This window comes from Virgibacillus oceani, from assembly GCF_041521345.1.
Lineage (GTDB): Bacteria > Bacillota > Bacilli > Bacillales > Amphibacillaceae > Virgibacillus_N > Virgibacillus_N oceani_A.
Genome location: NZ_JBGOHB010000025.1, coordinates 17,330 through 41,323, shown reverse-complemented (window position 1 = coordinate 41,323; position 23,994 = coordinate 17,330). Strand labels below are relative to the sequence as shown.

General features: G+C 39.3%; 24 protein-coding genes, 1 pseudogene and 1 riboswitch. Of the genes and pseudogenes, 15 read left to right on the top strand and 10 right to left on the bottom strand.

Annotated features, from left to right (window positions below):
* Positions 1-246: 246 nt before the first annotated feature.
* From ACDX78_RS16785 to ACDX78_RS16775, 3 genes are read left to right on the top strand one after another with little or no spacing between them, the layout of a single operon-like run.
* On the top strand, positions 247-570 hold the full coding sequence (locus tag ACDX78_RS16785; RefSeq protein WP_486029312.1) for a PadR family transcriptional regulator: 324 nt from the start codon (positions 247-249) through the stop codon (positions 568-570).
* Entirely contained in the window at positions 563-1,123 is a 561-nt protein-coding gene (locus ACDX78_RS16780) for an HAAS signaling domain-containing protein (protein WP_486029311.1), read from the top strand. The genes ACDX78_RS16785 and ACDX78_RS16780 overlap by 8 nt, the downstream gene beginning before the upstream one ends.
* Positions 1,116-1,913: a DUF4097 family beta strand repeat-containing protein gene (locus ACDX78_RS16775; protein WP_486029310.1), complete on the top strand. Its 798-nt coding sequence runs from the start codon at positions 1,116-1,118 to the stop codon at positions 1,911-1,913. The genes ACDX78_RS16780 and ACDX78_RS16775 overlap by 8 nt, the downstream gene beginning before the upstream one ends.
* Positions 1,914-2,019: 106 nt before the next feature.
* Here ACDX78_RS16775 and ACDX78_RS16770 read toward each other — a convergent pair whose 3' ends face one another.
* From ACDX78_RS16770 to ACDX78_RS16740, 7 genes are all read right to left on the bottom strand, one after another.
* The gene (locus tag ACDX78_RS16770) at positions 2,020-3,720 is read right to left on the bottom strand and encodes an O-acetylhomoserine aminocarboxypropyltransferase/cysteine synthase family protein (RefSeq protein ID WP_486029309.1); all 1,701 of its coding nucleotides are present in this window, start codon (positions 3,718-3,720) and stop codon (positions 2,020-2,022) included.
* A 122-nt stretch (positions 3,721-3,842) separates the two neighbouring features.
* Positions 3,843-3,960, bottom strand: a riboswitch (SAM riboswitch).
* Between the two features lie 472 nt (positions 3,961-4,432).
* Positions 4,433-4,630: a hypothetical protein gene (locus tag ACDX78_RS16765; protein WP_486029308.1), complete on the bottom strand. Its 198-nt coding sequence runs from the start codon at positions 4,628-4,630 to the stop codon at positions 4,433-4,435.
* 177 nt (positions 4,631-4,807) lie between these two features.
* Positions 4,808-5,383: a hypothetical protein gene (locus ACDX78_RS16760; RefSeq protein ID WP_486029307.1), complete on the bottom strand. Its 576-nt coding sequence runs from the start codon at positions 5,381-5,383 to the stop codon at positions 4,808-4,810.
* A gap of 119 nt (positions 5,384-5,502) precedes the next feature.
* Positions 5,503-5,754, bottom strand: a complete 252-nt coding sequence (locus ACDX78_RS16755; RefSeq protein WP_486029306.1) for a DUF4181 domain-containing protein — start codon at positions 5,752-5,754, stop codon at positions 5,503-5,505.
* Positions 5,755-6,057: 303 nt separating this feature from the next.
* A complete protein-coding gene (locus tag ACDX78_RS16750) occupies positions 6,058-6,273 on the bottom strand; it encodes a hypothetical protein (protein ID WP_486029305.1) in 216 nt (71 codons plus the stop codon).
* 171 nt (positions 6,274-6,444) lie between these two features.
* Positions 6,445-7,293 carry a hypothetical protein gene (locus ACDX78_RS16745; protein WP_486029304.1) on the bottom strand — a complete coding sequence of 283 codons (849 nt, stop codon included), beginning with the start codon at positions 7,291-7,293 and terminating at the stop codon, positions 6,445-6,447.
* A gap of 246 nt (positions 7,294-7,539) precedes the next feature.
* Entirely contained in the window at positions 7,540-7,707 is a 168-nt protein-coding gene (locus ACDX78_RS16740) for a hypothetical protein (protein ID WP_486029303.1), read from the bottom strand.
* 148 nt (positions 7,708-7,855) lie between these two features.
* Between ACDX78_RS16740 and ACDX78_RS16735 the strand changes: the two genes are divergently transcribed.
* From ACDX78_RS16735 to ACDX78_RS16705, 7 genes are all read left to right on the top strand, one after another.
* The gene (locus tag ACDX78_RS16735) at positions 7,856-8,878 is read left to right on the top strand and encodes a transcriptional regulator (RefSeq protein ID WP_486029302.1); all 1,023 of its coding nucleotides are present in this window, start codon (positions 7,856-7,858) and stop codon (positions 8,876-8,878) included.
* A 455-nt stretch (positions 8,879-9,333) separates the two neighbouring features.
* Complete coding sequence (locus ACDX78_RS16730) at positions 9,334-9,831, top strand: VanZ family protein (protein ID WP_486029301.1); 498 nt, start codon at positions 9,334-9,336, stop codon at positions 9,829-9,831.
* Between the two features lie 214 nt (positions 9,832-10,045).
* On the top strand, positions 10,046-11,230 hold the full coding sequence (gene megL, locus ACDX78_RS16725) for a methionine gamma-lyase (protein ID WP_486029300.1): 1,185 nt from the start codon (positions 10,046-10,048) through the stop codon (positions 11,228-11,230).
* A 186-nt stretch (positions 11,231-11,416) separates the two neighbouring features.
* Entirely contained in the window at positions 11,417-11,620 is a 204-nt protein-coding gene (locus ACDX78_RS16720) for a helix-turn-helix transcriptional regulator (protein WP_486029299.1), read from the top strand.
* Positions 11,621-11,624: 4 nt separating this feature from the next.
* Complete coding sequence (locus tag ACDX78_RS16715; RefSeq protein ID WP_486029337.1) at positions 11,625-12,056, top strand: hypothetical protein; 432 nt, start codon at positions 11,625-11,627, stop codon at positions 12,054-12,056.
* A gap of 268 nt (positions 12,057-12,324) precedes the next feature.
* Positions 12,325-13,767 (top strand): cardiolipin synthase, encoded by a 1,443-nt coding sequence (gene cls / locus ACDX78_RS16710; protein WP_486029298.1) that lies wholly within the window; start codon positions 12,325-12,327, stop codon positions 13,765-13,767.
* Between the two features lie 112 nt (positions 13,768-13,879).
* Positions 13,880-14,395 (top strand): acyl-CoA thioesterase, encoded by a 516-nt coding sequence (locus ACDX78_RS16705; protein ID WP_486029297.1) that lies wholly within the window; start codon positions 13,880-13,882, stop codon positions 14,393-14,395.
* Positions 14,396-14,748: 353 nt separating this feature from the next.
* Here ACDX78_RS16705 and ACDX78_RS16700 read toward each other — a convergent pair.
* Both ACDX78_RS16700 and ACDX78_RS16695 read right to left on the bottom strand, forming a co-directional pair.
* A pseudogene (locus ACDX78_RS16700) lies at positions 14,749-15,556 on the bottom strand (ISL3 family transposase); the annotation flags it as partial.
* Between the two features lie 44 nt (positions 15,557-15,600).
* Positions 15,601-16,050, bottom strand: coding sequence for an AraC family transcriptional regulator (locus ACDX78_RS16695; protein WP_486029296.1), 450 nt, complete (start codon positions 16,048-16,050; stop codon positions 15,601-15,603).
* 164 nt (positions 16,051-16,214) lie between these two features.
* On the opposite strand from ACDX78_RS16695, the gene ACDX78_RS16690 reads away from it, so the two are divergent.
* Positions 16,215-16,418, top strand: coding sequence for a WCX domain-containing protein (locus tag ACDX78_RS16690; RefSeq protein WP_486029336.1), 204 nt, complete (start codon positions 16,215-16,217; stop codon positions 16,416-16,418).
* A gap of 169 nt (positions 16,419-16,587) precedes the next feature.
* On the opposite strand, the gene ACDX78_RS16685 is transcribed toward ACDX78_RS16690, so the two are convergent.
* Positions 16,588-18,081, bottom strand: coding sequence for a BCCT family transporter (locus ACDX78_RS16685; RefSeq protein WP_486029295.1), 1,494 nt, complete (start codon positions 18,079-18,081; stop codon positions 16,588-16,590).
* 382 nt (positions 18,082-18,463) lie between these two features.
* Between ACDX78_RS16685 and hutH the strand changes: the two genes are divergently transcribed.
* From hutH to hutG, 4 genes are read left to right on the top strand one after another with little or no spacing between them, the layout of a single operon-like run.
* Positions 18,464-19,984: a histidine ammonia-lyase gene (gene hutH, locus ACDX78_RS16680; protein WP_486029294.1), complete on the top strand. Its 1,521-nt coding sequence runs from the start codon at positions 18,464-18,466 to the stop codon at positions 19,982-19,984.
* 31 nt (positions 19,985-20,015) lie between these two features.
* Positions 20,016-21,665, top strand: a complete 1,650-nt coding sequence (gene hutU / locus ACDX78_RS16675) for a urocanate hydratase (RefSeq protein ID WP_486029293.1) — start codon at positions 20,016-20,018, stop codon at positions 21,663-21,665.
* A gap of 14 nt (positions 21,666-21,679) precedes the next feature.
* Positions 21,680-22,933, top strand: coding sequence for an imidazolonepropionase (gene hutI / locus ACDX78_RS16670; protein WP_486029292.1), 1,254 nt, complete (start codon positions 21,680-21,682; stop codon positions 22,931-22,933).
* On the top strand, positions 22,933-23,877 hold the full coding sequence (gene hutG, locus ACDX78_RS16665) for a formimidoylglutamase (protein WP_486029291.1): 945 nt from the start codon (positions 22,933-22,935) through the stop codon (positions 23,875-23,877). Before hutI ends, hutG begins: the two co-directional genes overlap by 1 nt.
* Positions 23,878-23,994 lie beyond the last annotated feature (117 nt).

Below are 23,994 nucleotides of genomic sequence, written 5' to 3'. Positions count from 1 at the left end.
ATCTGGGGCACAATGCGCAACGTAATTTTTTTTGTAAAGAGATCAACAGCCGTTACCATAAAGTGTACCATTTATAATTTTTCCAACAATATTGAAAAGTAAACCTGTAACAGGGTTAGTCCTTTGATTTATAAAAAATCGTAATTAATTTTATGTAGTACCTTGCATAATACAGTAGTTTATGTATAATAATAATTACAGTACTGTACAATGTATAGTAGTGAAAAAGTAAAGGAGCAAGGACACATGAATATACAATTTAAAAAAGGTGTTCTGGAACTATGTGTGCTGGTGCTTTTGGATAAACAAGACCGGTACGGCTATGAGCTTGTACAAAAAATTTCCGAGAGAATTGCCGTATCGGAAGGCTCCGTATACCCATTATTAAGACGGCTGGCAAAGGAAGGATATTTTACGACCTATTTGCAGGAATCCAAGGAAGGCCCTTCCCGGAAATATTACAGTCTTACGGACAAGGGAAGGGATTATTTAATGCAGCTGCGGAGTGAGTGGATTACATTTTCCGCCGGCGTAAATGAAGTGATTAAGGAGGGTGCGCTTGATGAATGAAAAACAATTTTTAGCAGAGCTTAAATCAGGATTGCATAAGCTGCCTGAATCAGAAAGAGAAGATATTATCATGGATTTTGAGGAACATTTTTCGATTGGAAAGGAAGGCGGAAAGACAGAGGAGGAAATTTCGGAAGCACTTGGCTCTCCCCAGCAGATTGCCAAGGAGATGAAGGCTGCTTATTATCTTGAACAAGTTGACCATGTTTCTTCAGCAGGAAATATATTCCGGGCAGTCTGGGCAACAGTTGGTTTGGGATTTTTTAATTTAGTCTTTGTACTTGGACCATTTATTGCACTGCTCGGGATAATTTTTGCCGGCTGGATCACAGCTTTTGCATTTATAACTGCCCTGCCGCTCGTACTCATTCAAGCACTTACTTCACCTGGATTGTTTTTATGGTTTGATGTATTTACCTCCATCGCCCTATTAGGGGTGGGGTTAATTCTCTTGATCGGCATGCTGTATGTAACCCGGGTGTTTTCGAAAGGGTTTGTACGGTATTTACACTTTAATACCAGGCTTGTCAAAGGAGGGATGAAGGATGCTTAATGTAAAAAAGGTTTCCTTGATTGCATTATTGTTAATCGTTGTTGGCGTTATAGGAGCTATTTTAACTTTCAGCCTGAATGAAGAAATGACGCTTACTGAGGAAAGAGAAGTTGATGCAGCAAATATAGAAAGAATTGATATTCAAATAGATAATGGCAGCGTAAATATTTTCCCGACGGATGCAGCACAGGCCACAGTCAGTTTGGAAGGGGTGGTAACGGCAAGGGATGAACCAAACTTTTCGGTCGAAACAGAAGGGGATACCTTAGCAATCCAAGTTGAAGAGAAATGGAGATTTTTTCGAATGGATCTCTTTTCAGCTTCACCAGGGCTGAATATATATCTGCCTGAGAAAAGTTATCAAATTCTCACCGCAGATATGAATAATGGAGCATTTCGGGCAGAAGATCTGTCCGTGAAAGAAATACGGGTAGAAAACGATAATGGGAGCGTCGGATTAGATAGGATATTGGCTGAAACAACAAATGTAAGCACGGCCAACGGTAAAATTGAATTGCATCATGTAGAAGGAGATATTGAAAGTAGATCAAATAATGGAGCCATTTCACTTGCTGTTGGAGATTTGGATCGTGATTTGAATCTGGAAACAGATAATGGCAGGATTACAGTTCAGACAGAAAGTGAACCGACAAATGCGGTCATTGATGCCCGGACAGATAATGGAAGGATCACGGTTTTCGGTAATTCAGACTGGGATACGATGATCGGAGATGGAGATCATGAAATTAGACTGAGAACAAATAACGGGAGAATAACGGTAGAGCATTAATTTTTATGTCAGCATGTAACGAGAAAAATAAGAAGAAGGCATACACTGTTACAGACTGGTGTATGCCTCCTCCATTAATAGCTTTATTTGTTAGCAGCTACTACGTTTACTGTCCGCTGCGTAAACGTGCAACTTCGTCAAAAGGGTTTTTCCCTGTAATTACTGTAATCCCCGCAGCCCGTGCGTGATCTATTGTTTCCTCATTTCCTTCAGGCTGTTCCACGAGCAGTACTTTTCCCTGTTTATTAATAAATTGCTCGATGGTGCCTGCTGGCAGCTCTGTTCCATTGATCCAAACCGCATCAACCTGAGGCTCCTCTACTATGTTTGAATAGGAATCATCAGCAGATTCTCCGATAGATACGAGCTTAAACCCGAATGATTGCAGTTTTGCTGCAGTGTCCCCGGCTTTGTTTGCCTCTGCAAGGGCAATTACTTTTTGCCTTGGAGCACCTTCACTTCGATCGAATGGAGATGAGAATAACCAGTTAGAAGCATCTTCTTCTGATACCTCGAATACCGCTTCTTCACCGGTTGCCTTGGCAATGCCCTGATCCAGTGTGAAGAGAATGTCCTGTGCCGATTCCAGTCCAACAGAAAGCCGTACAAGTTCCTCTGTTACACCGGTGGAAGCGAGCTGTTCCTCATTTAACTGCTGATGCGTCGTGGAAGCAGGATGGATAATCAGTGATTTCGCATCTCCCACGTTGGCGACATGGGACCATAGCTCAATATTGTCAATTAATTTTCTTCCTGCTTCTCTGCCGCCCTTAATGCCAAACGTAATGATGGAGCCAAATCCACCACGCAAGTACTTCTTCGCCAGGTCATGGGATGGATGCTCTTTCAGGCCGGGATAATTCACCCATGCAACAGCAGGATGTTTCTCTAAATATTTTGCTGTTTCCAGTGCATTCTCATTGTGACGTTCAATCCGTAAATGCAATGTTTCCAGCCCTTGTAAAAATTGAAATGCATTTTGCGGACTTAAAGAAGCACCGGTATCTCTTAGTAGCTGTACCCGCAATTTGGTAGCAAAAGCTGCAGCCCCTACATCAGCAAACCGTAGTCCATTATAGCTTTCATCCGGTTCGGTAAAGCCGGGGAATTTCCCATTGTCCCATTGAAATTTGCCGCCATCAATGACAACACCACCAATAGAAGTACCATGGCCGCCAATCCATTTCGTTGCGGAGTGGACGATAATATCCGCCCCCCAATGAAATGGTTTGGAAAGCGGGGCAAAAGTGTTGTCAATGATTAACGGAATGCCGTGTTCGTGCGCTACTTCAGCTACATTTTCCACATCAAAAATGTAAAGGCTCGGGTTTGTAATGATTTCGCCAAAAATAGCTTTCGTTTTGTCGGTGATTGCCGATTCAATTTCTTCTATATTTGTGCCATCAACCAATTTTACGTTGATGCCATAACGTGGCAATGTATGAACGAACAGGTTATAGGTTCCCCCGTACAGATTGCTGTCTGCAATGATTTCATCTCCGCTGGAAGCTACATTTAAAATGGCATAAGTGATCGCAGCCATCCCGGAAGCAGTGGCCACTGCAGCAACCCCGTCTTCCAGCTGAGCCACCCGCTCTTCAAAAGCACCAACAGTAGGATTCATAATGCGGCTGTAAATATTTCCCGGCTCCGCGAGTCCAAATAAATTTTGGGCATGCTCCGTGTCACGGAAAACATAGGATGTCGTTTGATAGATTGGCACAGCACGTGAACCTGTGGCAGGATCAACCTCCTGGCCACCGTGAAGTAATACTGTTTCTGGTTTTTGGTAATGAAAATGAGACATGATAAATTCCTCCTTGAGTTTGTTTTTTTAAGTTATCCTCAACTATTGATGCTATCTGGAGGAAGAGGAGTACAATGAAAAAGCCCTCTTCCTAAGAAGAGGGCGTTATGTAACCGGTCCTCCTCTTATCTTCCAGATCGGACTTGATCTGTAGGATTTAGCACCAGAAAAGCAAGTGTCACTTGTCTTCAGGTTGCCGGGCTTCACAGGGCCTATTCCCTCCACCACTCTTGATAAGAGATTTACTTTTTAAATTACTGACTATTATATGGGTGAAGCATTGCCGTTGTCAAGGATTATTTTGAAAAGAGTTGGGCGAGTAATTGAAAACTACTGTCAGTGCCATGTTTGTTTTTCAGTGGATCAGCATAAAAATAATTATTTTCTTTTAGCCAAGTCTTCTAACCAATCAGTGAAGATTCTGCTAAGTACCAATGAAAATATAAATGCTAACAGGAGTGAAATTACGCCTACAAAGAAAGAGAGGGCTCTATTATAGAAAAATAGGTCCGCTATGCTGCTCGCTATAAGGAATAAAGTCGCAAAAATAATTATAAATGAAACCACATGAATAAAAGGTCTAAACTTTAGTTTCATTTTTATCACTCCTGTTAGTCTTTTTTCAGTCCATACTGCTGTAATAAATAAAAAGAAGATGTGAACTAAAGATTAATTTTGCGTAAGATTTCATTCTTCATATAAATCTCCATTATTATCTTCTTACAGAAGGCAATATGTTATCAAACGTAATTTTGGTGATAAATAGATTAATTAAAAGGACAGTAACAATTGTTGATAACCGGTAAAACTGGTTTTCAAAGGTGAAAAAGTAATTAATGAAAAAGAAAATAATGCTGGTTAAGGTTGTATAAAAAGGAATTGCGATCATAAAGTAACTGACTTTATTCATTTGGAGCCTCCTTTTTAAAAGGCAAAGAATGGATCGTAATTTAGCTTACAACCCATTGTTGACTTTCCCCCATTATTTAAGATCCCTTCATAGGTTAGAATAGGAATTATTAAGTAATGAAATATTGTTGATTTCATTTGTGATTTCTGTATTAACTGCCAATCAGGCTAAGATATTTCATCTAAAAATTACCTTCTTTCGTATTTTTAATTCTAAATAAGAAAGAACGCCTAGTAACAATGATATCCACGCACTTGCCAGAATGATAAAATTGCTGTAAACGAAAAAGTAACCAGCAAAATAAATAATACCCAATAACGTCATCACTTTATAAACTTTCAAGTGAAGTGATCGACCGGTATCATTTTTATTCGAAAACAGAAAAGCAGCTATAATGATGGCAATTGTTTCATTAAATATGGTTAAAGTAATTAGCACATGAGATACAATATAAAGTGGCAGCATAATTTCTGATGTAAATACAAAACTAAGCAAATAAAATAAGTAAATAAGTGCAGAGACTCCAATAACTTTTATCAATGCACCGGTTCTATGTTCATTATTGACCATAGACTTAAAATAGAATCCAGTTATGTTTTCTACTTTTGATTCTTTTGTTTTATGTACCCACCAAATAATCCCTTGCTGTAAAAGAGCTACAAACAGTACAAGTAATGCTCCATTCAAACCGTTTTCAGCATACACCCAATTTGCCCACGGGTCTACCGTGATTTGAAGCTGTTCTTCAAACATTTCTTACCTCCGTATTATGAACTCTTGTGCTTATATACATATAACCAAGACATCTCAAAAGAGTAAATTATAAAGTTAGACCAAGTAAGTTATAATTACAACTATTACAGTAGCAATTACTACCAAAAGCGTCCAGTTATTGTTAAAATAGATTGCTTTGGTTCTTCTGAGTATTTCCACTCAAAAAATGCTCTAACGATGTAATCACAAACGGTTAAAAGGACTACTACAATAACAATTAAGTAAATTGAAATATTAGAATTACTTATTATGTACCCAAGGAAAAATAAAAGGATAATCATAGAGATACTTCTTAATCCCCAATCAACTTTTCGGTGTAATCCATTTATATGATTATATGAAAAAGGCATTTTTCTTACTTTCTCTACTTTGAGTGCTCTTCTTAATAAGCGTCTAATTAGCGTGTTAATGATAGCCGTGAAATAAAATTATTCCTTATCTTTACCAAATCATATTGTCCCCCTTAAATCTTCCTTTATAATTATTTAAACCTATAATGAAAGTGTAATTGTTTCGTAACTATTTTAATAGTATGATTGTTTTAGGTGGTTGTGCTGTAGAATCATTTTGACGCAATTTAAAATTCATCCACTCATTGTGGCGTATCATATTAAACGAAAAATATTAGAGTACACAACTTATAAATTTTATTGCTAATCTTTATTTTTATTTAACTTTTTAATACAATCAACTATATATAATGTGCAAGCTACAATTAATACACTTAAAAAAATAAACCCCATATATACTGGACCAAAATAACTTGTACTAGGGTTATTATCAACCCCTGGGAATAAGAAACCAACGTTGCCACCTATAATAAATATAAATACATAACTACAAATTACTGTTATAAGTATCGCTTTCAAGTTTTTAACTCCTTTCTATTTTAAATAAATACTCAAAATTCCCATTGAATAATATGAATATTTGCAGTTAAACAAATATAATTTTAAATTATTCTACCAGAAAAATCCTCTTAAAACTAGGTATAAACTAATTTTAAGGGTCAGTTAAACAATATATTATTTTAATTAGGGTTAATTTGACACACGCGCATCTTCCCACGCTTGTGCTACAGTTTGCATTCCCCAGTTAAAGTTTATTGATCCATAACCTGGTATGGAAAATCCAGGACTAATGCTGAGAGTAGTGTGCCCATAAGCTGCATAGGCTGATAAGTCCTTTCTATTAGCGCTATTACCTCTTAAATCAAAATGGCCACTTCCTGAACGAGCCCACCAATAGTTATCATCTTGTGTCATAGAAATTCTTACACCTCTACCAGCAGAATTTGGTCCACTATTTGATAATATAGTCCCGGTTCCATACCGAGTTCCTGGTGCTCCAGTTTGAGGCACATATGTTACAGACGCACGACTACCAGTAACAGACCAGTCATTCCAAGAAACTCCAATTATATCAGTCGTTTTAAATACTGGAACCCCACTCCAGGTCCAAGTAAATCCCAACCTTGCATTAGTTCTATTTGTAGAACTGTTATGAGTCACATAATGTGCATTGAGTCTAAGATTTAAAGTTGCTGCTAGTCTAATAGTTTCTTCTTCTGTTCCCTTATAGGTTCTTAGCAAATCAATTTGGCCCTCTGAATAACCTAGGTTATCTAATTCATTATCACTAAGTTTGCTATAAGACTTTAAGTGATTAGCATATTCTTCTTCTAAATTCTGAATAACTTTAATTTCATCTTTGCTATATCCCATGTTCATTAATTGGCTTGAACTATTTTTAGATAACTGTTTTAGAGCTTCATACTCATTAATATAAACATCGTTATCATTGTTTGACTCTTTTTCTGCAGCGCTTATACTGACAGAGAATATAAATAAACTTAATAATACTACTAACAAACCAACTATTTTCTTCATCTGAATTCCTCCTTGCATTATATATTTGACAAATAATTTACAATTTACTGTAAAGTAGTCTCCTGACTTCCTCTTGACTTATTGACCACTGTGATGAAAGATTGAAAAGCTTCACTGATTAGTTCAACAGAACTATAAAACACGTTATAGATTATCGATTTTTTCAACCAGCCCATAAAACTTCTATTGAATTCAGTTACGGGCTGTACGGAGGATGAAACATGAATTGCAGTTGATCCATTTGTACTAATGCTCCCCTCCGATATGCTTCCCATCATCTGGATCTACTTCATTGTAAATTTCATACATTTTACCTTCGTCCGTTTCACTAATCATGTAGGTAGTATTAAAAGCAGCGCCAATCAGAATAATACATGCTCCGAAAACAACAATAGATCTTTTCAATAAATTCAACACTCCTTTCTCCCTTCAATCTTATAATGATTACATGTATAATTAATCTAGGTGACTAGTTTTATTTTAAAGGTAGAAAATTTGAACTTCGAGTGTCACTTATGTCACTTTTATTTCAAAATGTGAATATTTCTAAAAGGGGGATTTAATGTTTGATAATATTCCTGAAAGAATTGGAGAGAATATTTTATATTATCGTGGTTTACGGGGAATGACACGTGAAGAACTTGCTGAGGGTATTTGCGATAAACGCACCCTTCTTAGAATTGAAAAACATGGACAAGGTGCAGGGATTGAACTCGTTTATAGACTCTGCTCCCGGTTAAATATTCCAGCGCATTATATTTTTCAACCATTGTCAAGCAATCATATAAAATATGTAAATCGTGTAAAGCAACTGTGCCGTGAATTTGTTTACAAGAAGGAATATGTTGCTCTGGAAAGTCTTATTCAAGAGGCTGGGATAGAAACAGAAAAAGATTCTCATTATATGAACACAGATATTGAGAAATATCTTGTGTGGCATAAAGCAATTCTGATCCTTAAAGTAGAAGGTAATATCCCCAAGGCCAAACAGCACCTATTAGATATTATCCCGGATAATTTGATCACAGAAACCGACATTGGTATAGCAAATTCGCTCGGTATGATTTTTTTAGATCAAGACCGGGAAAATAAAGCCTTTAAGCATTTTCATAATGCTTTTCATACCATTAAGCATATCCCTCTTATTGCAGATAGAAGTTTATTTGTTCGCGTCGGATACAACTTAGCTTTAACATATGCCAACAAGAAAAATCATGACCGCACGCTTGATATAGCTTACGAACTTCTATATTATCTTGAGTCTAATTCTTCAGAATACATGAAAGGAAGAGTCCATCATATGTTGGGAATTTCCCATGAATATTTGGGTTATTATGATAAAGCAGGACATTACGTATTAACAGCAATTCAAATCTTTAAAGAAAAGAAACAGGATTTGCATGTAATTGAAGGCTTGTGTTCATTATCTGAAATTCAGTTTAAAATGGGGGAAAGAGAGCAAGCAAGATGTGCGTTGAAAAGGGCTGATAATAAGCTGCAGCAAATAGGGGAGAGACAGGATATTCGTGATAGAATAGATGAAATAAGTTTAGTTTATTTGCAGGGAGAACAACATATTATTTAAGTAAAGTTCAATAACCAAATGTTCAATCAATGACTGAATAGGCATGAGGATTTTATTGGCAATATAAGAGAATACATTATGGGGGGCTTTGCTAAATTTTTTATGACCAATAAAGTGATTAAGTTATCAACAAGGTAACTTACAAGAGTTGGAAGTGCTTAAAAAGATATTGAGATTGGAATGGATAGATTGATCAATAACATAAATATACGATTAATAGATTATTGTTTATTGATGTAAAATAAAGCGCTTACGTTATCCACAAGTTAGTAAGATTAAGTGAACAAATAATCATTATTAATAGAGTCACTTAATTTTTCTAGTGGCTCTATATCTTTTTTTGAGGTGATGAGAAGTATGGTTATTACACCGAGCTATTTGCCACTATGGGTTTTTTTAATTATTATTGGTGCAGCAATTATATTATTTTTAAATAAAAAAAAAATAAAAGTTATATGTATCTTGTTTTTTTCTCCATTTTTTATGTTTATATCTTATTTACGCTCAGCTATACACAATTTCCAATTTACATACAAACCCCAGAGGGACTAAGGTTGTCATATAGTGAAATTTTCCAAAACAATATTATATACATCCCCCAACTGTCGGAATTAATCTCACCCGCCGGCCTTGCAAATATTGTAATGACAATACCATTCGGTTTCGGATCAGGCTTTTTAATTAGAGTGAATTTAAAAAGGATAATATTGTTCGGCATTTTATTTAGTTTTTCCTTAGAACTGCTCCAATTCACAAATATGGTGATTACGCAAATCTCACAAAGAACTGTCAATGTTAATGATTTAATTAATAATACAATTGGAGCCGTTATTGGATACTTTCTATTTGTACTATTTGTAAAGTGTTTCAAATCTGTAATAGATAAATACAATATTCAATTAAATAGAATGATGCAATATATAAATGATTTAACAAATAGTAAAATTAATTAAGAGTTAATTTATAATTTGTAAGCAATTGATATCAATCCTACTAATGCTGTAGAAACCACAACAGCAATATGTAGAAGGAAATTCTAAAATGATGCATAAGAGAGATAAAAAGCTATATATCTAGGAAATGCAGGAAAACGCTTTCAAAGATTGCACTAATAGAATAAGATAATAGTAGGCATGATTTCACAGATTATTACAGAGGGGGATCCGTATGACTAAAAAATCTGCTCATTTTGAAACGAACGTAATTCACGAAGGCTACGATTCAAAAGATATGCTTGGAAGCTTGGCAACACCGTTATTTCAAACATCCACTTTCACCTTTGACACAGCGGAACAGGGAGAGGCACGGTTTGCCGGTGAAGAAGCAGGGTACATGTATTCCCGGCTTGGCAATCCGACCGTAAAAGTGCTGGAAGAACGAATTGCCGCGCTTGAGAATGGAGAAAGGGGACTTGCTTTTGCATCAGGTATGGCTGCTGTTTCAGCTATCTTGGTTGCCCTGACCAAAGCAAATGACCATATTTTATGCTCCTCCGGATTATATGGCTGTACATTTGGCTTGCTTACACTAATGGAAGAAAAATATAATATTATGCATGATTTTTCCATGATGAAAACAAAAGAAGAGGTACGCTCCCAAATTAAACCGGAAACTGCCTGTATTTACGTGGAAACGCCAATCAATCCAACAATGAAATTAATTGATTTAGAGTTGGTCGCCGAGGTGGCAAAGGAATACGATATTCCTGTAGTCGTGGACAACACATTTGCATCACCTTATCTGCAGCGTCCTATCGAACTGGGCTGTGACGTCGTGATACACAGTGCCACGAAATATATTGGCGGTCACGGCGATGTGGTTGCAGGGCTTGTTGTCGGAAAAAAGGACTTCCTTGATAAAGTGGCCATGACAACACAGAAGGATATAGGCGGGATTATGTCCCCGTTTGATGCCTGGCTGTTGCTCCGGGGATTGAAAACATTGCCAATCCGGCTTGACCGGCACTGTGATAATGCAGAAATCATCGTAGAAAAACTGCGTAACCATCCAAAAGTGGAAAGTGTGTATTATCCGTGTGATGAAGCAAACCCGGATCATGTTATTGCAAAAAAACAAATGAAACGCGGCGGCGGAGTGATTTCCTTTGATGTAAAAGGCTCGAAGAAAGAAGCGCAGCAGTTGTTGAATAACTTAGGCTTTTTAAAGATTGCTGTAAGCCTTGGTGATGCAGAAACACTGATTCAGCATCCGGCCACAATGACACATGCGGTCGTGCCAAGAGTAACCCGTGAAAATATGGGCCTCTCTGATCAGCTTATTCGGTTATCAGTCGGCCTGGAATCCTGGGAGGACATCTGGAAGGATTTGGATCAGGCACTAAATAAAATTTAAAAGTAAAAAACACAATCAGTAAAAAGCATGGTAATTCATTCTCGGATGAATGGACCATGCTTTTTGTTATGTTTAAATCTAAGGTGAGGATTTAACCGATGTAACATATATATTGAAATATGTAAGGTATATATTATATAATGTAATATATATATATTGAAAAAAGAGCAAGAGGTGGTTGTAATTGTGAAAAACACGCTCAAGGTTGCCCGTGTCCAAGTAGATCTGACACAACAACAGCTAGCTGAAAAAACAGGCGTTACCCGTCAAACGATCAGTTTGATTGAAAAAGGGAAGTATAATCCGACTTTAAAACTATGCCTGCAAATTTGTTATGCAGTAAACAAAACATTGGATGAAGTTTTCTGGCTGGAGAAGGGAGATTGGTAAAATGATGAAAAAAATTAAAGATGAACGTTTAAAATTGAAAAACCTGCAAAATATACGCATAGCTTATGGTATTCAAACACTTGGAATCCTTGGGATTTTAGGGTACGACCTTATCACCAAAGGTATGGATGGAATGACTGATAATCCCTTATGGTTTGTATTTATGATCACAGTTATCGTATCTCTTTATTTATCCATGAGTATTAGCGTGGAAAATCATCGTACGAAAACATCACCAAAAAAAGGATTAATTATTTCGCTGTCTGTATTGATAGCGATTTGCCTTATCGTTGGTGTTTTAGTCACTTTAACAGATGGATTTGGCATATTAAATGGTCTTTTAATAGGTGGGATATTTTTCATTTGTGGTTTTGTCCCTATAAGTTACATTTATCATTTAAGGAAAAAAGCCATGGATAAAAATGCGGATGAATAATCAATATAGACTGCCTGCACATGTAAACAATCGCCCAATAATTAACAGTGAATAAGGAAAATATGCTATATTATCATTAGTGAATAATCACAGGAAATCAATCTCAGGCTATGTGGTGAGAATGAGAAGGTGCAAACTTTTTAACTTCAAAACAACAAATGGGGATTTTCGCATCGAATCCTGTGTATGGCTTTCGTAATGGTGTAAAATACTATCGGGGCTTTTATTGGCGAAAACCGGGTTTTTTTATATGTGGAGGACGTTGAAAATGGACATACTAACACTGCTATTGGGAATCATATTAATATTAAATATTGCCTTGGGTATTTCGATTATATTTCTGGAAAGAAAAGACGCTCCTGCCACATGGGCCTGGCTGATGGTATTGCTATTTATTCCGATTGCCGGATTTTTCATTTATCTGATTTTTGGTAAGCCAATCAGCAAACGGCGGATATTCACATGGGATACGAAAAGTAGATTAGGGGTAAAAACAGCGGTGCAGTCACAATTGCGGGCACTGGAAGATAAAAACTTTGATTTTAAGCATGAATCCATCGCAGAGTACGAGGATCTTGTTTATTTGCATCTGAGGAATGATGATGCGATATATACCCAGGATAATAAGATAGATATTTATACAGATGGTGCTAAAAAATTTGATGCCCTGATTCAGGATATGGAAAGAGCGGTGGATCACATCCACCTTTTATACTATATAATCCGCAACGATAACCTGGGAAGGCGGATTGCAGATGTGCTCGTTAAAAAGGCAAATGAAGGCGTGGAAGTGCGCTTGCTTTATGATGACATGGGTTCACGCCGATTGGGCAGAAAATACATAAAGCGCCTGCGAAATGCCGGTGTACAGGTAGAATCATTTTTTCCACCTAAAATTCCAACGTTTAATTTTAAGATCAATTACCGGAATCATCGTAAATTGGCAATCATTGATGGAAAAATCGGCTATATAGGCGGTTTTAATATCGGCGACGAATACCTTGGCAGGAAAAAGAAATTCGGCTATTGGCGGGATACGCATCTGCGTATTTACGGAGATGCTGTCAGGAACATGCAGACAAGGTATATACTTGATTGGAATCAGGCTTCGCGCAATGATATTTTATACGAAGACAGGTTTTACGACGCCAAAAACCGGGGAGACGCCGGTGTTCAAATTGTTTCCAGCGGGCCTGATTCGGATTGGGAACAGATCAAAAACGGCTATATTAAAATGATCATGTCGGCGAAGGAATATATTTATATACAGACACCTTATTTTATACCTGATGAAAGTTTGCGGGATGTTTTGCGTATTGCTATCTTATCCGGGATTGATGTAAAAATCATGATCCCGAATAAACCCGACCACCCATTTGTTTACTGGGCAACATTAAGTAATATTGGTGATATGCTCAACGCGGGAGCGGAAACCTATATTTACCAGAATGGTTTTTTACACGCTAAGACGATCATTGTAGACGGAAAAATCGCTTCTGTCGGTACGGCAAATATTGATGTGCGAAGCTTTCGCTTGAATTTTGAAGTGAACGCATTCTTGTATGACAGGGAAATTACACAGGAGCTGGAACAGGCTTTTTTCGATGATATGGAAGTATCTACACAAATGTCGAAAAAATTATACGAAAACCGTTCGCTTGGCATCCGATTTAAAGAGTCTATTTCCAGGCTGATTTCACCGGTGTTGTAGCATGAAAAAATATGCATCATCCAAGTAACAAAAGGGAAAGGTTAAGAATGAAACCCCACAAAAAACGGTTATGAAAGTGCTATGAAACAACAAAAAGAAAGGATGAACCCCGATGGATGAAAAGCCTTGCTCGTATTCGTTAGCAGTAAAAACATCCCATGTCCTGCCCCCTGATACAAATTCGCACGGCACGTTGTTTGGCGGCAGGCTGATGGCTTATGTGGATGATGTAGCAGCCATAGCTGCAGTGAGACATGCGAGAAAGCCTGTAGTAACAGCTTCTACAGATTCGGTTGATTTTCTCGCACCGGTAAAAGAGGGGGATTCTATTTGTCTGGAAGCTTTTGTTACTTGGACACACCGGACATCGATGGAGGTATTTGTTAAGGCAGTGACAGAAAATCTGCTAACCGGAGACCGGAAAGTATGTACCACTGCCTTCTTAACATTTGTTGCCATTGGAGAAGACGGTAAACCTTCAGCCGTTCCAGAGGTTTATCCGGAAACAGAGCAGGAAAAGGCACTGAATAAGCTTGCATCCTCTCGAGCACTGCAGCGCCAGGAACGACGTAAGCAATCCAAGGAATTTGCAGAGATATTTGGGACAGATTTCCCCTGGGCCAGATAGGGCAATCAGTTGTTATTGAGTGGCAATAATAATGTTTCTTTCACAGCAATGGTCATCCTCAGTCGGCCATACTGCCGAGCAGCATAGAATATTACAAAATATACTTTCCGGACGTTGAACTACTGGAAAGTATATGCTTTTATTTTCCACAAAAGGGACAATGCCCCTAATAAAGACTAGCGTATATCCATATTAGGGCTATATATTGTTGAGAAAGGGGAAAGAAAAACTACCCCGAAAAGAATGCTATTGCTTACATATTTTTTTGGCTAGTCAGACGTTTCCTTTTTAACTTCATAATGCAATTCAACAAACTGATTAAAGGTTCTGGTTTCTTTCAATGAGAGGTCTATTAGATCGTGTTTACACTTTAGAAGGATAAACCTTTCACGCATAAGGGTACGTCTTTCTTTTTGGCTCATTTGGGCTTTCAAAGACTTTCTGACGTTATCTAATGCTTGATTAGCCATTCTAACTACATGGAACTTATCTACGACAACTTTAGCGTGTGGAAGGATAGTGTTCACTGCGTCTTTGTAGGGCTTCCACATATCCATTGTGACGTACTCAATATTAGTCCTGTCACTGATTTCTGAAAGACGTTGGATGACTGTTTCCTTGTTACGGTTAGGCTTTATGTCATAGATAGTCATACGTTCAACATTAGTCAATACAAGCCGAGGTTTACGAATAATATGTATCTCGTCTATCCCAAGCCATTTAGGAGTCTCAAACTGGTATTCACGTTCTTTGAGTGTCACATAATCCTTAAAGACGTTCCTAACGGTTTTCTCGTCAACACCAACGCTTTCTGCGACTATCTACAAAGGTCTGAGACATGGATTGCTCTTGAATGGACTTTAAAAGCCTTTTGGTCATACTACGTTTTTCATCAACGGATATTAGGCGTTCCTAGAAGGTAGATCCGCATTCACGACACTTGTATCGTCTGCGGTTCAATTGTAAGCCCACTCGCTTTAAACGAATGGGCAAATCCATAATTAGTTGCTTTCTTGAACTGTGTTTGTACAACTTGTCAAAACCACATTCAGGACAACGTTCAGGTGGCTCGACTGCTTCAACTTTAAACATCATATCGGTGTCATTTTCTTGTGGTGGTTCAATTGCAGTTAGATCTGCAAGACATAGTAGGTCTGTCATGTTGTTCATCCTTTAAACAGAAGGTGGGAAATGTCCCTGCTTCGTTACTGTATAGGAACTAATATTTCACACAAATGATTATCAATCATTTGTGAAGTATATCTTTCTATAATTGGTCGTTCTCTTATTGATAAATTATTTCTTTCTATCTCAGAAAAAATATTGCCCCAAAATTCACTGACTGCCTCTTTTGTATGGTCAAGCAAGAAAACAGCGTATTTCCCACCAGAAAATTCACCAACATGAGCTGGTTTTTCCACATTAAAATCTTTATTTATAACAACGCAAACATCATAACGACATTCCTCTTTAGGAGTAATCTCTGGATTATCTTGCGGTATACCTAAAATTGTAGAATTATCAAATACACCATTCGATTTTGCCCACATTTTAAAATTCTCCATTAATTCTTTGTTTTGCTTTTCACCATACTCCCTAACATTTCGGAAATAAGCAATCCTTGATTCAGGTAATTCTTCAATAGTTATTTTCATATTTTAATCCTCCTTTCTTAGATAAGGTAATTCGATTTAAAATGTTTTTCAAGTTCTTTTTTAAAAGATTTTGACTATAGTATGGTTTAATTAATCCATTATTCCACTATATAATCCGATTTATGATGTGATTTTTATCAAGTAATTAAAATAGTAATTCCACTATATATTCCGAAGACCCGATAAAAACAGAAAACCAGAATGCAGGTAAATGGATCCCAGCTACTTTAAGATTTAATGATAAGCAAGAGGCTATCGAGTTTATATTAGGATTCGGAAATAAAATCAATGTAATTTCGCCAAAGGATCTTCCGAATGAGGTTGTGGCATCGGCTATAGCTGTTATTGATTTTTACAAAAATAAATAAAAATGGTAAGTAACAATAAAATTTCCCACCTGCAATAAAGATGTTTCTCAAACGGGTGATGAAGGATCGTAAAAGCTTGGTTTAGGTCGTGTTGAATTAGTGTCTTCCAGCTTCTGTAAATTATAAAAAGCAGCTAAAAGAATGATCTTTTAGCTGCTTTCTTATGTGTTTACTTTTCACCTTTTTTATCTTTTACCCCTTTAAATATCGAAACAAGCATAATCAGGAGAATAACGGTGAATGGCAATGCTGCTGTTAATGATGCAGTCTGCAATGCCTCAAGTCCACCAGTGAATAATAATACAAGGGCAATAGCTGTGATAAGGACACCCCAGATAATTTTGGTGATCAGCATAGGATTCAAGGTTCCCTTTGATGTCATACTGCCCAGAATATAAGAAGCTGAGTCAGCGGAGGTTACCATAAATGTAAAAATAAGCAAAATGGATATAATAGAAAGAATATCCGTAAACGGTACAACACCCAAGGCTTCAAACAGGGCTACCGTTACATCTTCGTCTACAGCTTCGGCAATTTGCGTTCCATTATTCAAATCACTATAAATCGCTGTACCGCCAAATACTGCTATCCAGACACAGGCAATTGCCGGGGGTACGACCATGACACCAGCAACAAATTCCCGAATGGTTCTGCCTCTGGATACGCGTGCAACAAATGCTCCTACAAATGGGGACCAGGCAATCGCCCATGCCCAGTAGAATATGGTCCAGTCATAAACCCAATCACCGCCGGTATACGGGGAGAGACGCAAGCTGTACTGTACAAAACTGGTAATATAATCACCCATGCCGAGTACAAATGTGTTTAAAATAAATACGGTTGGGCCTAAGATAAATACAATGACCATAATTAAAAGAGCCAATCCCAAATTGATATTGCTTAGCCATTTAATTCCTTTATCGAGCCCCGTTACACTGGAAGTCAGATATGCCGCCAGCATGACAAGTGCTATAACAACCTGTATGCCAATGTGATTTGGTATATTAAATACGGATGATAACCCTCCGTTCAGCTGAATAAACGAGAGGCCGACAGTTGTTGCTACCCCCATAACGGTAGCTATTACCGCCAAAATATTAACCGTATTTGCTACTGTCTTGTTTTTGCCAACTACTGGTTCTATTGCTGCAGAAACCAGCCCGCTTCTGTTTCTTCTAAATTGGAGAAAAGCGATCGCCAGTCCTGCAAGTGCAAAAACCGCCCACTGGCTGATCCCCCAGTGAAAAAAGGAATACCCCATGGCTACTCTTGCAGTTTCTTCCGTCAGCGCTTCCAGTTCGGGAAACGGTGGAACAAAAAAATGACTCATCGGCTCTGCAACGCTCCAGAAAACAAGGGATACCCCAAAACCAGCCGAAAACAACATGCCAATCCATGTGAAAAATGGGTATTCCGGCCGCGAATCAGATGGGCCTAATCGCGTTTTCCCGTGTTTACTGATAGAAATACCAACAAGGAATAGAATGATAATGAAAACGGCAAGTAAATAAAACCACCCAAAGTTTATAGTTGTAAAATCGAAAAGTGTTTGCGAAACCGCACCAAATTGTTCTGGCATGAATGCTCCAATGATCACTAATAAACCAACGATAATTGCAGAAGTAAAAAATACTGGATTTTTATACGACTCTCTTTTCTTCATAAACTTCCTTCCCATTCAAAAAATAATTTAGTTTGTTCTTTGAAATCGTTAATAACTGGAAACAAATAATGATATACTTAAATTGCCCAAAATAAATTTGACTAGTCATGTGTGGTGTTTAAGAAAGATTATCATGAAACAGGCTGTTGTTCAAGAGAAACCGGACCATATAATCGCAGCATCACAACACACTTGATTTTCATTTAGAAAACGCTTACAATGTAAGAAGTCAATATATTTATAACTTTGAGGTGTTTGCAATGTGCTGTCTAAGCAGACCATTAAATAAATACATAGAATATGCAGGAGGCGTGGTTTAATCCAACGCCTCCTTTTATTTTTTCTGCTTTATTCTGTTAAAGCAATACTGCGGGGGTGTAACATGGTTATATTAACAGGGAAAACATTGACTTGGAACGAGGCAGAGCAGGTGATTTTCCATCATGAACATGTTCAATTAGCGAGAGAAGCTTCGGTAAAAATAAAAGAAAACAGACGTGTGGTAGAAAAAATGATTGCGGAAAAGAAAACAATGTATGGCATTAACACAGGGTTCGGGAAATTTAGTGATGTCATTATAGAAGAAAAGGATCTGGATGAACTGCAGCTGAATCTGATTCACTCGCATGCTTGCGGGGTAGGGGAGCCATTTTCCGAGGAAATCAGCCGTACAATGCTCTTGCTTCGAGCCAATGCATTGGCACAGGGATTTTCGGGTGTGCGAGTGGAAGTGCTGCAGCAGCTGATAGATTTTATCAATGCCGGGATTCATCCGGTTATTCCACAGCAGGGTTCCCTGGGAGCCAGCGGTGATCTTGCACCACTCGCGCATCTGGTGTTGGCACTTCTTGGAGAAGGGGAAGTTTATTTCGAAGGGAAACGAATGACAGCATCAGCGGCTATGGCCGAGGCGGGCCTCGAGACTTTAACATTAAAAGCAAAGGAAGGGCTGGCGTTAATTAACGGCACGCAGGCAATGACGGCAGTTGGCATCATTACCATAATTGAAATAGAAAAACTGCTATATCAAAGTGAAAAAATTGCTGCCATGACAATAGAAGGGGTAGGCGGCATTATGGACCCTTTTGATGCAGAACTGCATAAGGCACGCGGGCATAAAGAACAGATAAGCACTGCTGGACGCATTCGCAGCCATTTGAGTGACAGCAAATTAACGACAAAACAAGGGGAGGAGCGAGTGCAGGATGCCTATTCTATACGCTGTATTCCCCAAGTGCTTGGTGCCTGCTGGCAATCTTTTCATTACGTGAAGCAACTGATAGAAACAGAGATGAATGCAGTGACAGATAATCCACTGATTTTTACAGAAACAGAAAAAGTGATATCAGGCGGCAATTTTCACGGCGAGCCTGTGGCACTTGCCATGGATTTTTTTAAGCTGGCGATTGCTGAACTGGCAAATATAGCCGAAAGACGTCTGGAAAGATTAGTCAACCCGCAACTGAATGATCTTCCGCCGTTTCTGAGTCCAAATCCGGGTTTGGAATCAGGAGCAATGATTATCCAGTATAGTGCAGCAGCGCTTGTGTCGGAAAATAAAACTTTAGCACATCCGGCAAGTGTGGATTCAATTCCCTCATCGGCTAACCAGGAGGACCATGTCAGCATGGGGACGATTGCTGCGCGCCATGCATATCAAATGCTTGCCAATACAAGGCGTGTTATTTCCATGGAATTAATATGTGCTATGCAGGCTGCAGAATATCGTGGTATTGAAAAAATGAGCACAGCAACAAGAGCGTTATATGATAAGGGGCGGGTATTCGTGCCAAGCATTGATAAAGATAGAATTTTTTCTACTGATATTGAAAAATTGACGAAATGGCTGAAGGAAGCAGATGAAAGTTATATCCGTCAGGAAAGCTTTTCTTCATTGCATTGATGCTTTAAAAAAAGGAAGGAGGTAGCTATTTATGCGCAATATAAAAGCAAAAAAAGGACTCGAGCTGGAATGCCAAGGCTGGGAGCAAGAGGCGGCATTGCGAATGCTTTACAATAACCTTGACCCAGAAGTCGCAGAAAAACCGGACGAACTGGTCGTTTATGGCGGAATTGGAAAAGCTGCAAGAAATTGGGAGGCTTTTGATGCGATCGTCAGAACACTGCGGACATTAAAAAATGATGAAACGATGCTGATCCAATCCGGCAAGCCTGTTGGCGTTTTTAGAACACATAAAAATGCGCCGCGTGTACTTTTATCCAATTCTGTGCTGGTTCCAAAATGGGCAAATTGGGAGCATTTTCATGAGCTGGATAAACAAGGATTGATGATGTATGGGCAAATGACAGCCGGAAGCTGGATTTATATCGGTACACAGGGGATTTTGCAGGGGACGTACGAAACATTTGCCGCACTTGCAAAAAAACATTTCAATGGATCTTTGAAACATACCATTACATTAACGGCAGGTCTCGGGGGAATGGGAGGAGCTCAGCCCTTGGCAGTTACGATGAATGAGGGAGTAGTGATCGCGGTTGAGGTAGATGAAAACCGCATTGAAAAGCGACTGCAAACCTCTTATTGTGACATTATGACACATTCTCTTGCTGAAGCTGTTCGGCTGGCAACGGAGGCAAAACAACAAGGAGCACCTCTATCCATTGGACTGGTCGGAAATGCTGCAGAAATCCATCATCAACTGCTGGAAAAAGATATCCAAATTGATATTGTTACAGACCAAACATCAGCACATGATCCGTTAAACGGCTATATTCCTGTTGGCTATTCGTTGGAAGAGGCGGAAAATTTACGCGAAAATCATCCGGACAACTATACAAAATTAACCAAAAGCAACATGAAGACCCATATAGAAGCCATGTTGAATTTTCAGAAAAACGGTTCTATTGTTTTTGACTACGGGAATAACATCCGGCAGGTGGCAAGCGATGAAGGCTTGCATGAGGCATTTGATTTTCCGGGCTTTGTACCTGCATTTATACGCCCGTTGTTCACTGAGGGAAAAGGTCCGTTCCGCTGGGCAGCACTATCCGGAGACCCGGAGGATATTTACCGTACCGATGAGCTGATTAAAGAACTTTTTCCTGAAAATGAGGCGCTGACCCGCTGGATCGATATGGCTCGGAAAAAGGTGTCTTTTCAAGGGCTGCCGTCAAGGATCTGCTGGCTAGGCTACGGGGAAAGGATGAAAATGGGACTGGCGATCAATGAATTGGTGAGGAAAGGGGAGATCAAAGCGCCTGTTGTCATAGGCCGGGACCACCTGGACAGTGGTTCGGTTGCCTCGCCCAACAGAGAGACGGAGGGGATGAGAGACGGGAGTGATGCGGTGGCTGACTGGGCTGTATTAAATGCCCTCGTAAACACAGCAGCAGGCGGATCCTGGATTTCCTTTCATCATGGCGGCGGTGTCGGGATGGGCTACTCGCTTCATGCCGGGATAGTTGCGGTTGCAGACGGTACGGAACTTGCCAGGGAGCGGCTGGAACGCGTCTTGACAACAGATCCGGGAATGGGAGTAATCCGCCATGCGGATGCAGGCTATGAATCCGCGATCCATTTTGCTGGAAATAACGATATCCGATTACCAATGAAAGAGGAATAGAAAGGGGAAGGAACATGCAGGTCGATACACTAATAACGAACATAGGAGAACTTTTAACAATGGACAAAGCCGTACCGGTAAAGGGAGCGGAAATGAATGACCTACTTATTTCTGAAAATATGGCCATCGCTGTGAAGGGGGAAGAGGTTGCCTGGCTCGGTCACGCTGATGATGCTGTTGGCATGGAAGCCAGGCGTGTGATTGATGCGAAAGGGAGACTTGTCACACCTGGCCTTGTTGAAGCGCATACCCACCTTGTTTTTGGCGGTTCTCGTGAAGGCGAGATGGCACTGAAACAGCAGGGAGTCCCGTATTTGGAGATTTTAAAGCAGGGCGGCGGCATTTTATCTACTGTTGAAGCAACACGAGAAGCGACAGAAGCAGAATTGCTGGAAAAAGCTATGTTCCACCTTGACCGCATGGCAACCTACGGGATCACAACAGTAGAAGCCAAGAGCGGCTACGGGCTGAATAAAGAAACAGAGCTGAAGCAGCTTAGGGTAGTAAAAGAGGCGAATGAAAAACATGCACTTGATATCGTATCCACATACTTAGGCGCCCATGCCATTCCAAAAGAATATAAAGAAGATCCGGATGCATTTTTGGATGAAATGGCAGAGTTATTTGATCAAATCAAAGCGGAAAATCTAGCAGCATTTGTGGATATTTTTACAGAAACCGGCGTTTTTACGGTAGAGCAGTCAAGAACGTTTTTACAAAAGGCGAAGGATAAAGGATTTGATGTGAAGATTCACGCCGATGAAATTGATCCGCTTGGAGGAACACAGCTGGCAGTGGAAATGGGTGCAATAAGCAGTGATCACTTGGCTGTTTCAACAGATGAAGGGATTAAACAATTGAGTGAGTCGAATACCATCGGGGTCATCCTGCCGGGAACAAGCTTTTATCTCGGAAAAGAAACTTATGCAAGAGCAAGGGAAATGATTGATGCCGGTGCTGCCATTGCGATTTCCACTGATTTCAACCCGGGCAGTTCGGTAACGGAAAATCTGCAATTTATCATGACGCTTGCTGCTTTGAAATTAAAAATGTCACCGGCTGAAATCTGGCACGCAGTTACCATTAATGCAGCTCACGCGATAGGCAAGGGAGCGGAAGCAGGAAGCATCCGTGAAGGCGGTAATGCAGACATCGTGATCTGGGACGCGCCAAATCATATGTATATTCCGTATCATTACGGGGTAAATCATGTGAACACGGTTGTGAAAAATGGAACCGTGCTGTATGAAAGGCAGGAAGTTGGATAATGGAACTGCGCCATGTAAAACCTACGGGAGAAGCGATTTTTAAGGATCGTTATACAACAAAAGCTAAAGAACTGCTGATGGACTGGAAAAACGGGGAGAAGGGAGCGTTTGGTCTTGTAGGGGTGCCCTTTTCCAAGCCTTCCATCAGCCATTCGGGTGCCTCTTTTGCTCCGAAGACGATTCGTGATGCGTTGCAAAGTTATTCTACTTATTCCGGAGAAGAAAAATTACAGTTAACGGACAGGATTTTGGATTTTGGTGATGTGATGATGAATCCGACAGATGTTATTGGGAATCATAAACGGGTGGAGGAAGGCTTAACAGATGTGTTTGCTACTGAAGCTGCAGATAATTGGATGATACTAGGCGGGGATCATTCTATCAGTTATGGCTCCATTAAAGCATTCGCTGAGAAAAAAACAGTTGGTGTTATTCAGTTTGATGCCCACCATGATTTACGCAATACAGAAGACGGGGGACCGACAAATGGAACTCCCTTCAGACGTTTGCTTACAGATCAGGTGGTTAAAGGAGAGCACCTAGTGCAAATAGGAATCCGTGACTTTACGAACGCTTTTGCTTATGATGAATATGCCAAAGCGCAAGGGGTTTCAGTTTACACGATGAAAGAAGTTGAAAGTATGACCCTGGTGAAAATAATGGAAAAAGAGTTGCAAAGGCTTTCTGAACAAACCGATTGTATTTATGTGTCGGTTGATATGGATGTGCTTGATCAGGCATTTGCACCAGGCTGTCCGGCGATTGGGCCAGGAGGCATGGACTCGAAGACTTTGCTGGAGGGGATTTTATTTGCAGGTAAACAGGAAAAAGTGAAAGCAATGGATATGGTGGAAATGGATCCAACGATTGATTTTCGTAATATGACAAGCAGGGTAGCGGCATATCTCATGCTGCAATTTATGAAAGGGAAGCGGATGATTTAGTTTGATTCATGAAATGGAAAAATAAAAGAAATCGGCACGTTATACGCCGATTTCAATCTCTTTTTCATTTTGCCTGTATATCGTTCAAAATAGAAGCTTTTATTCTAATATTCGCCA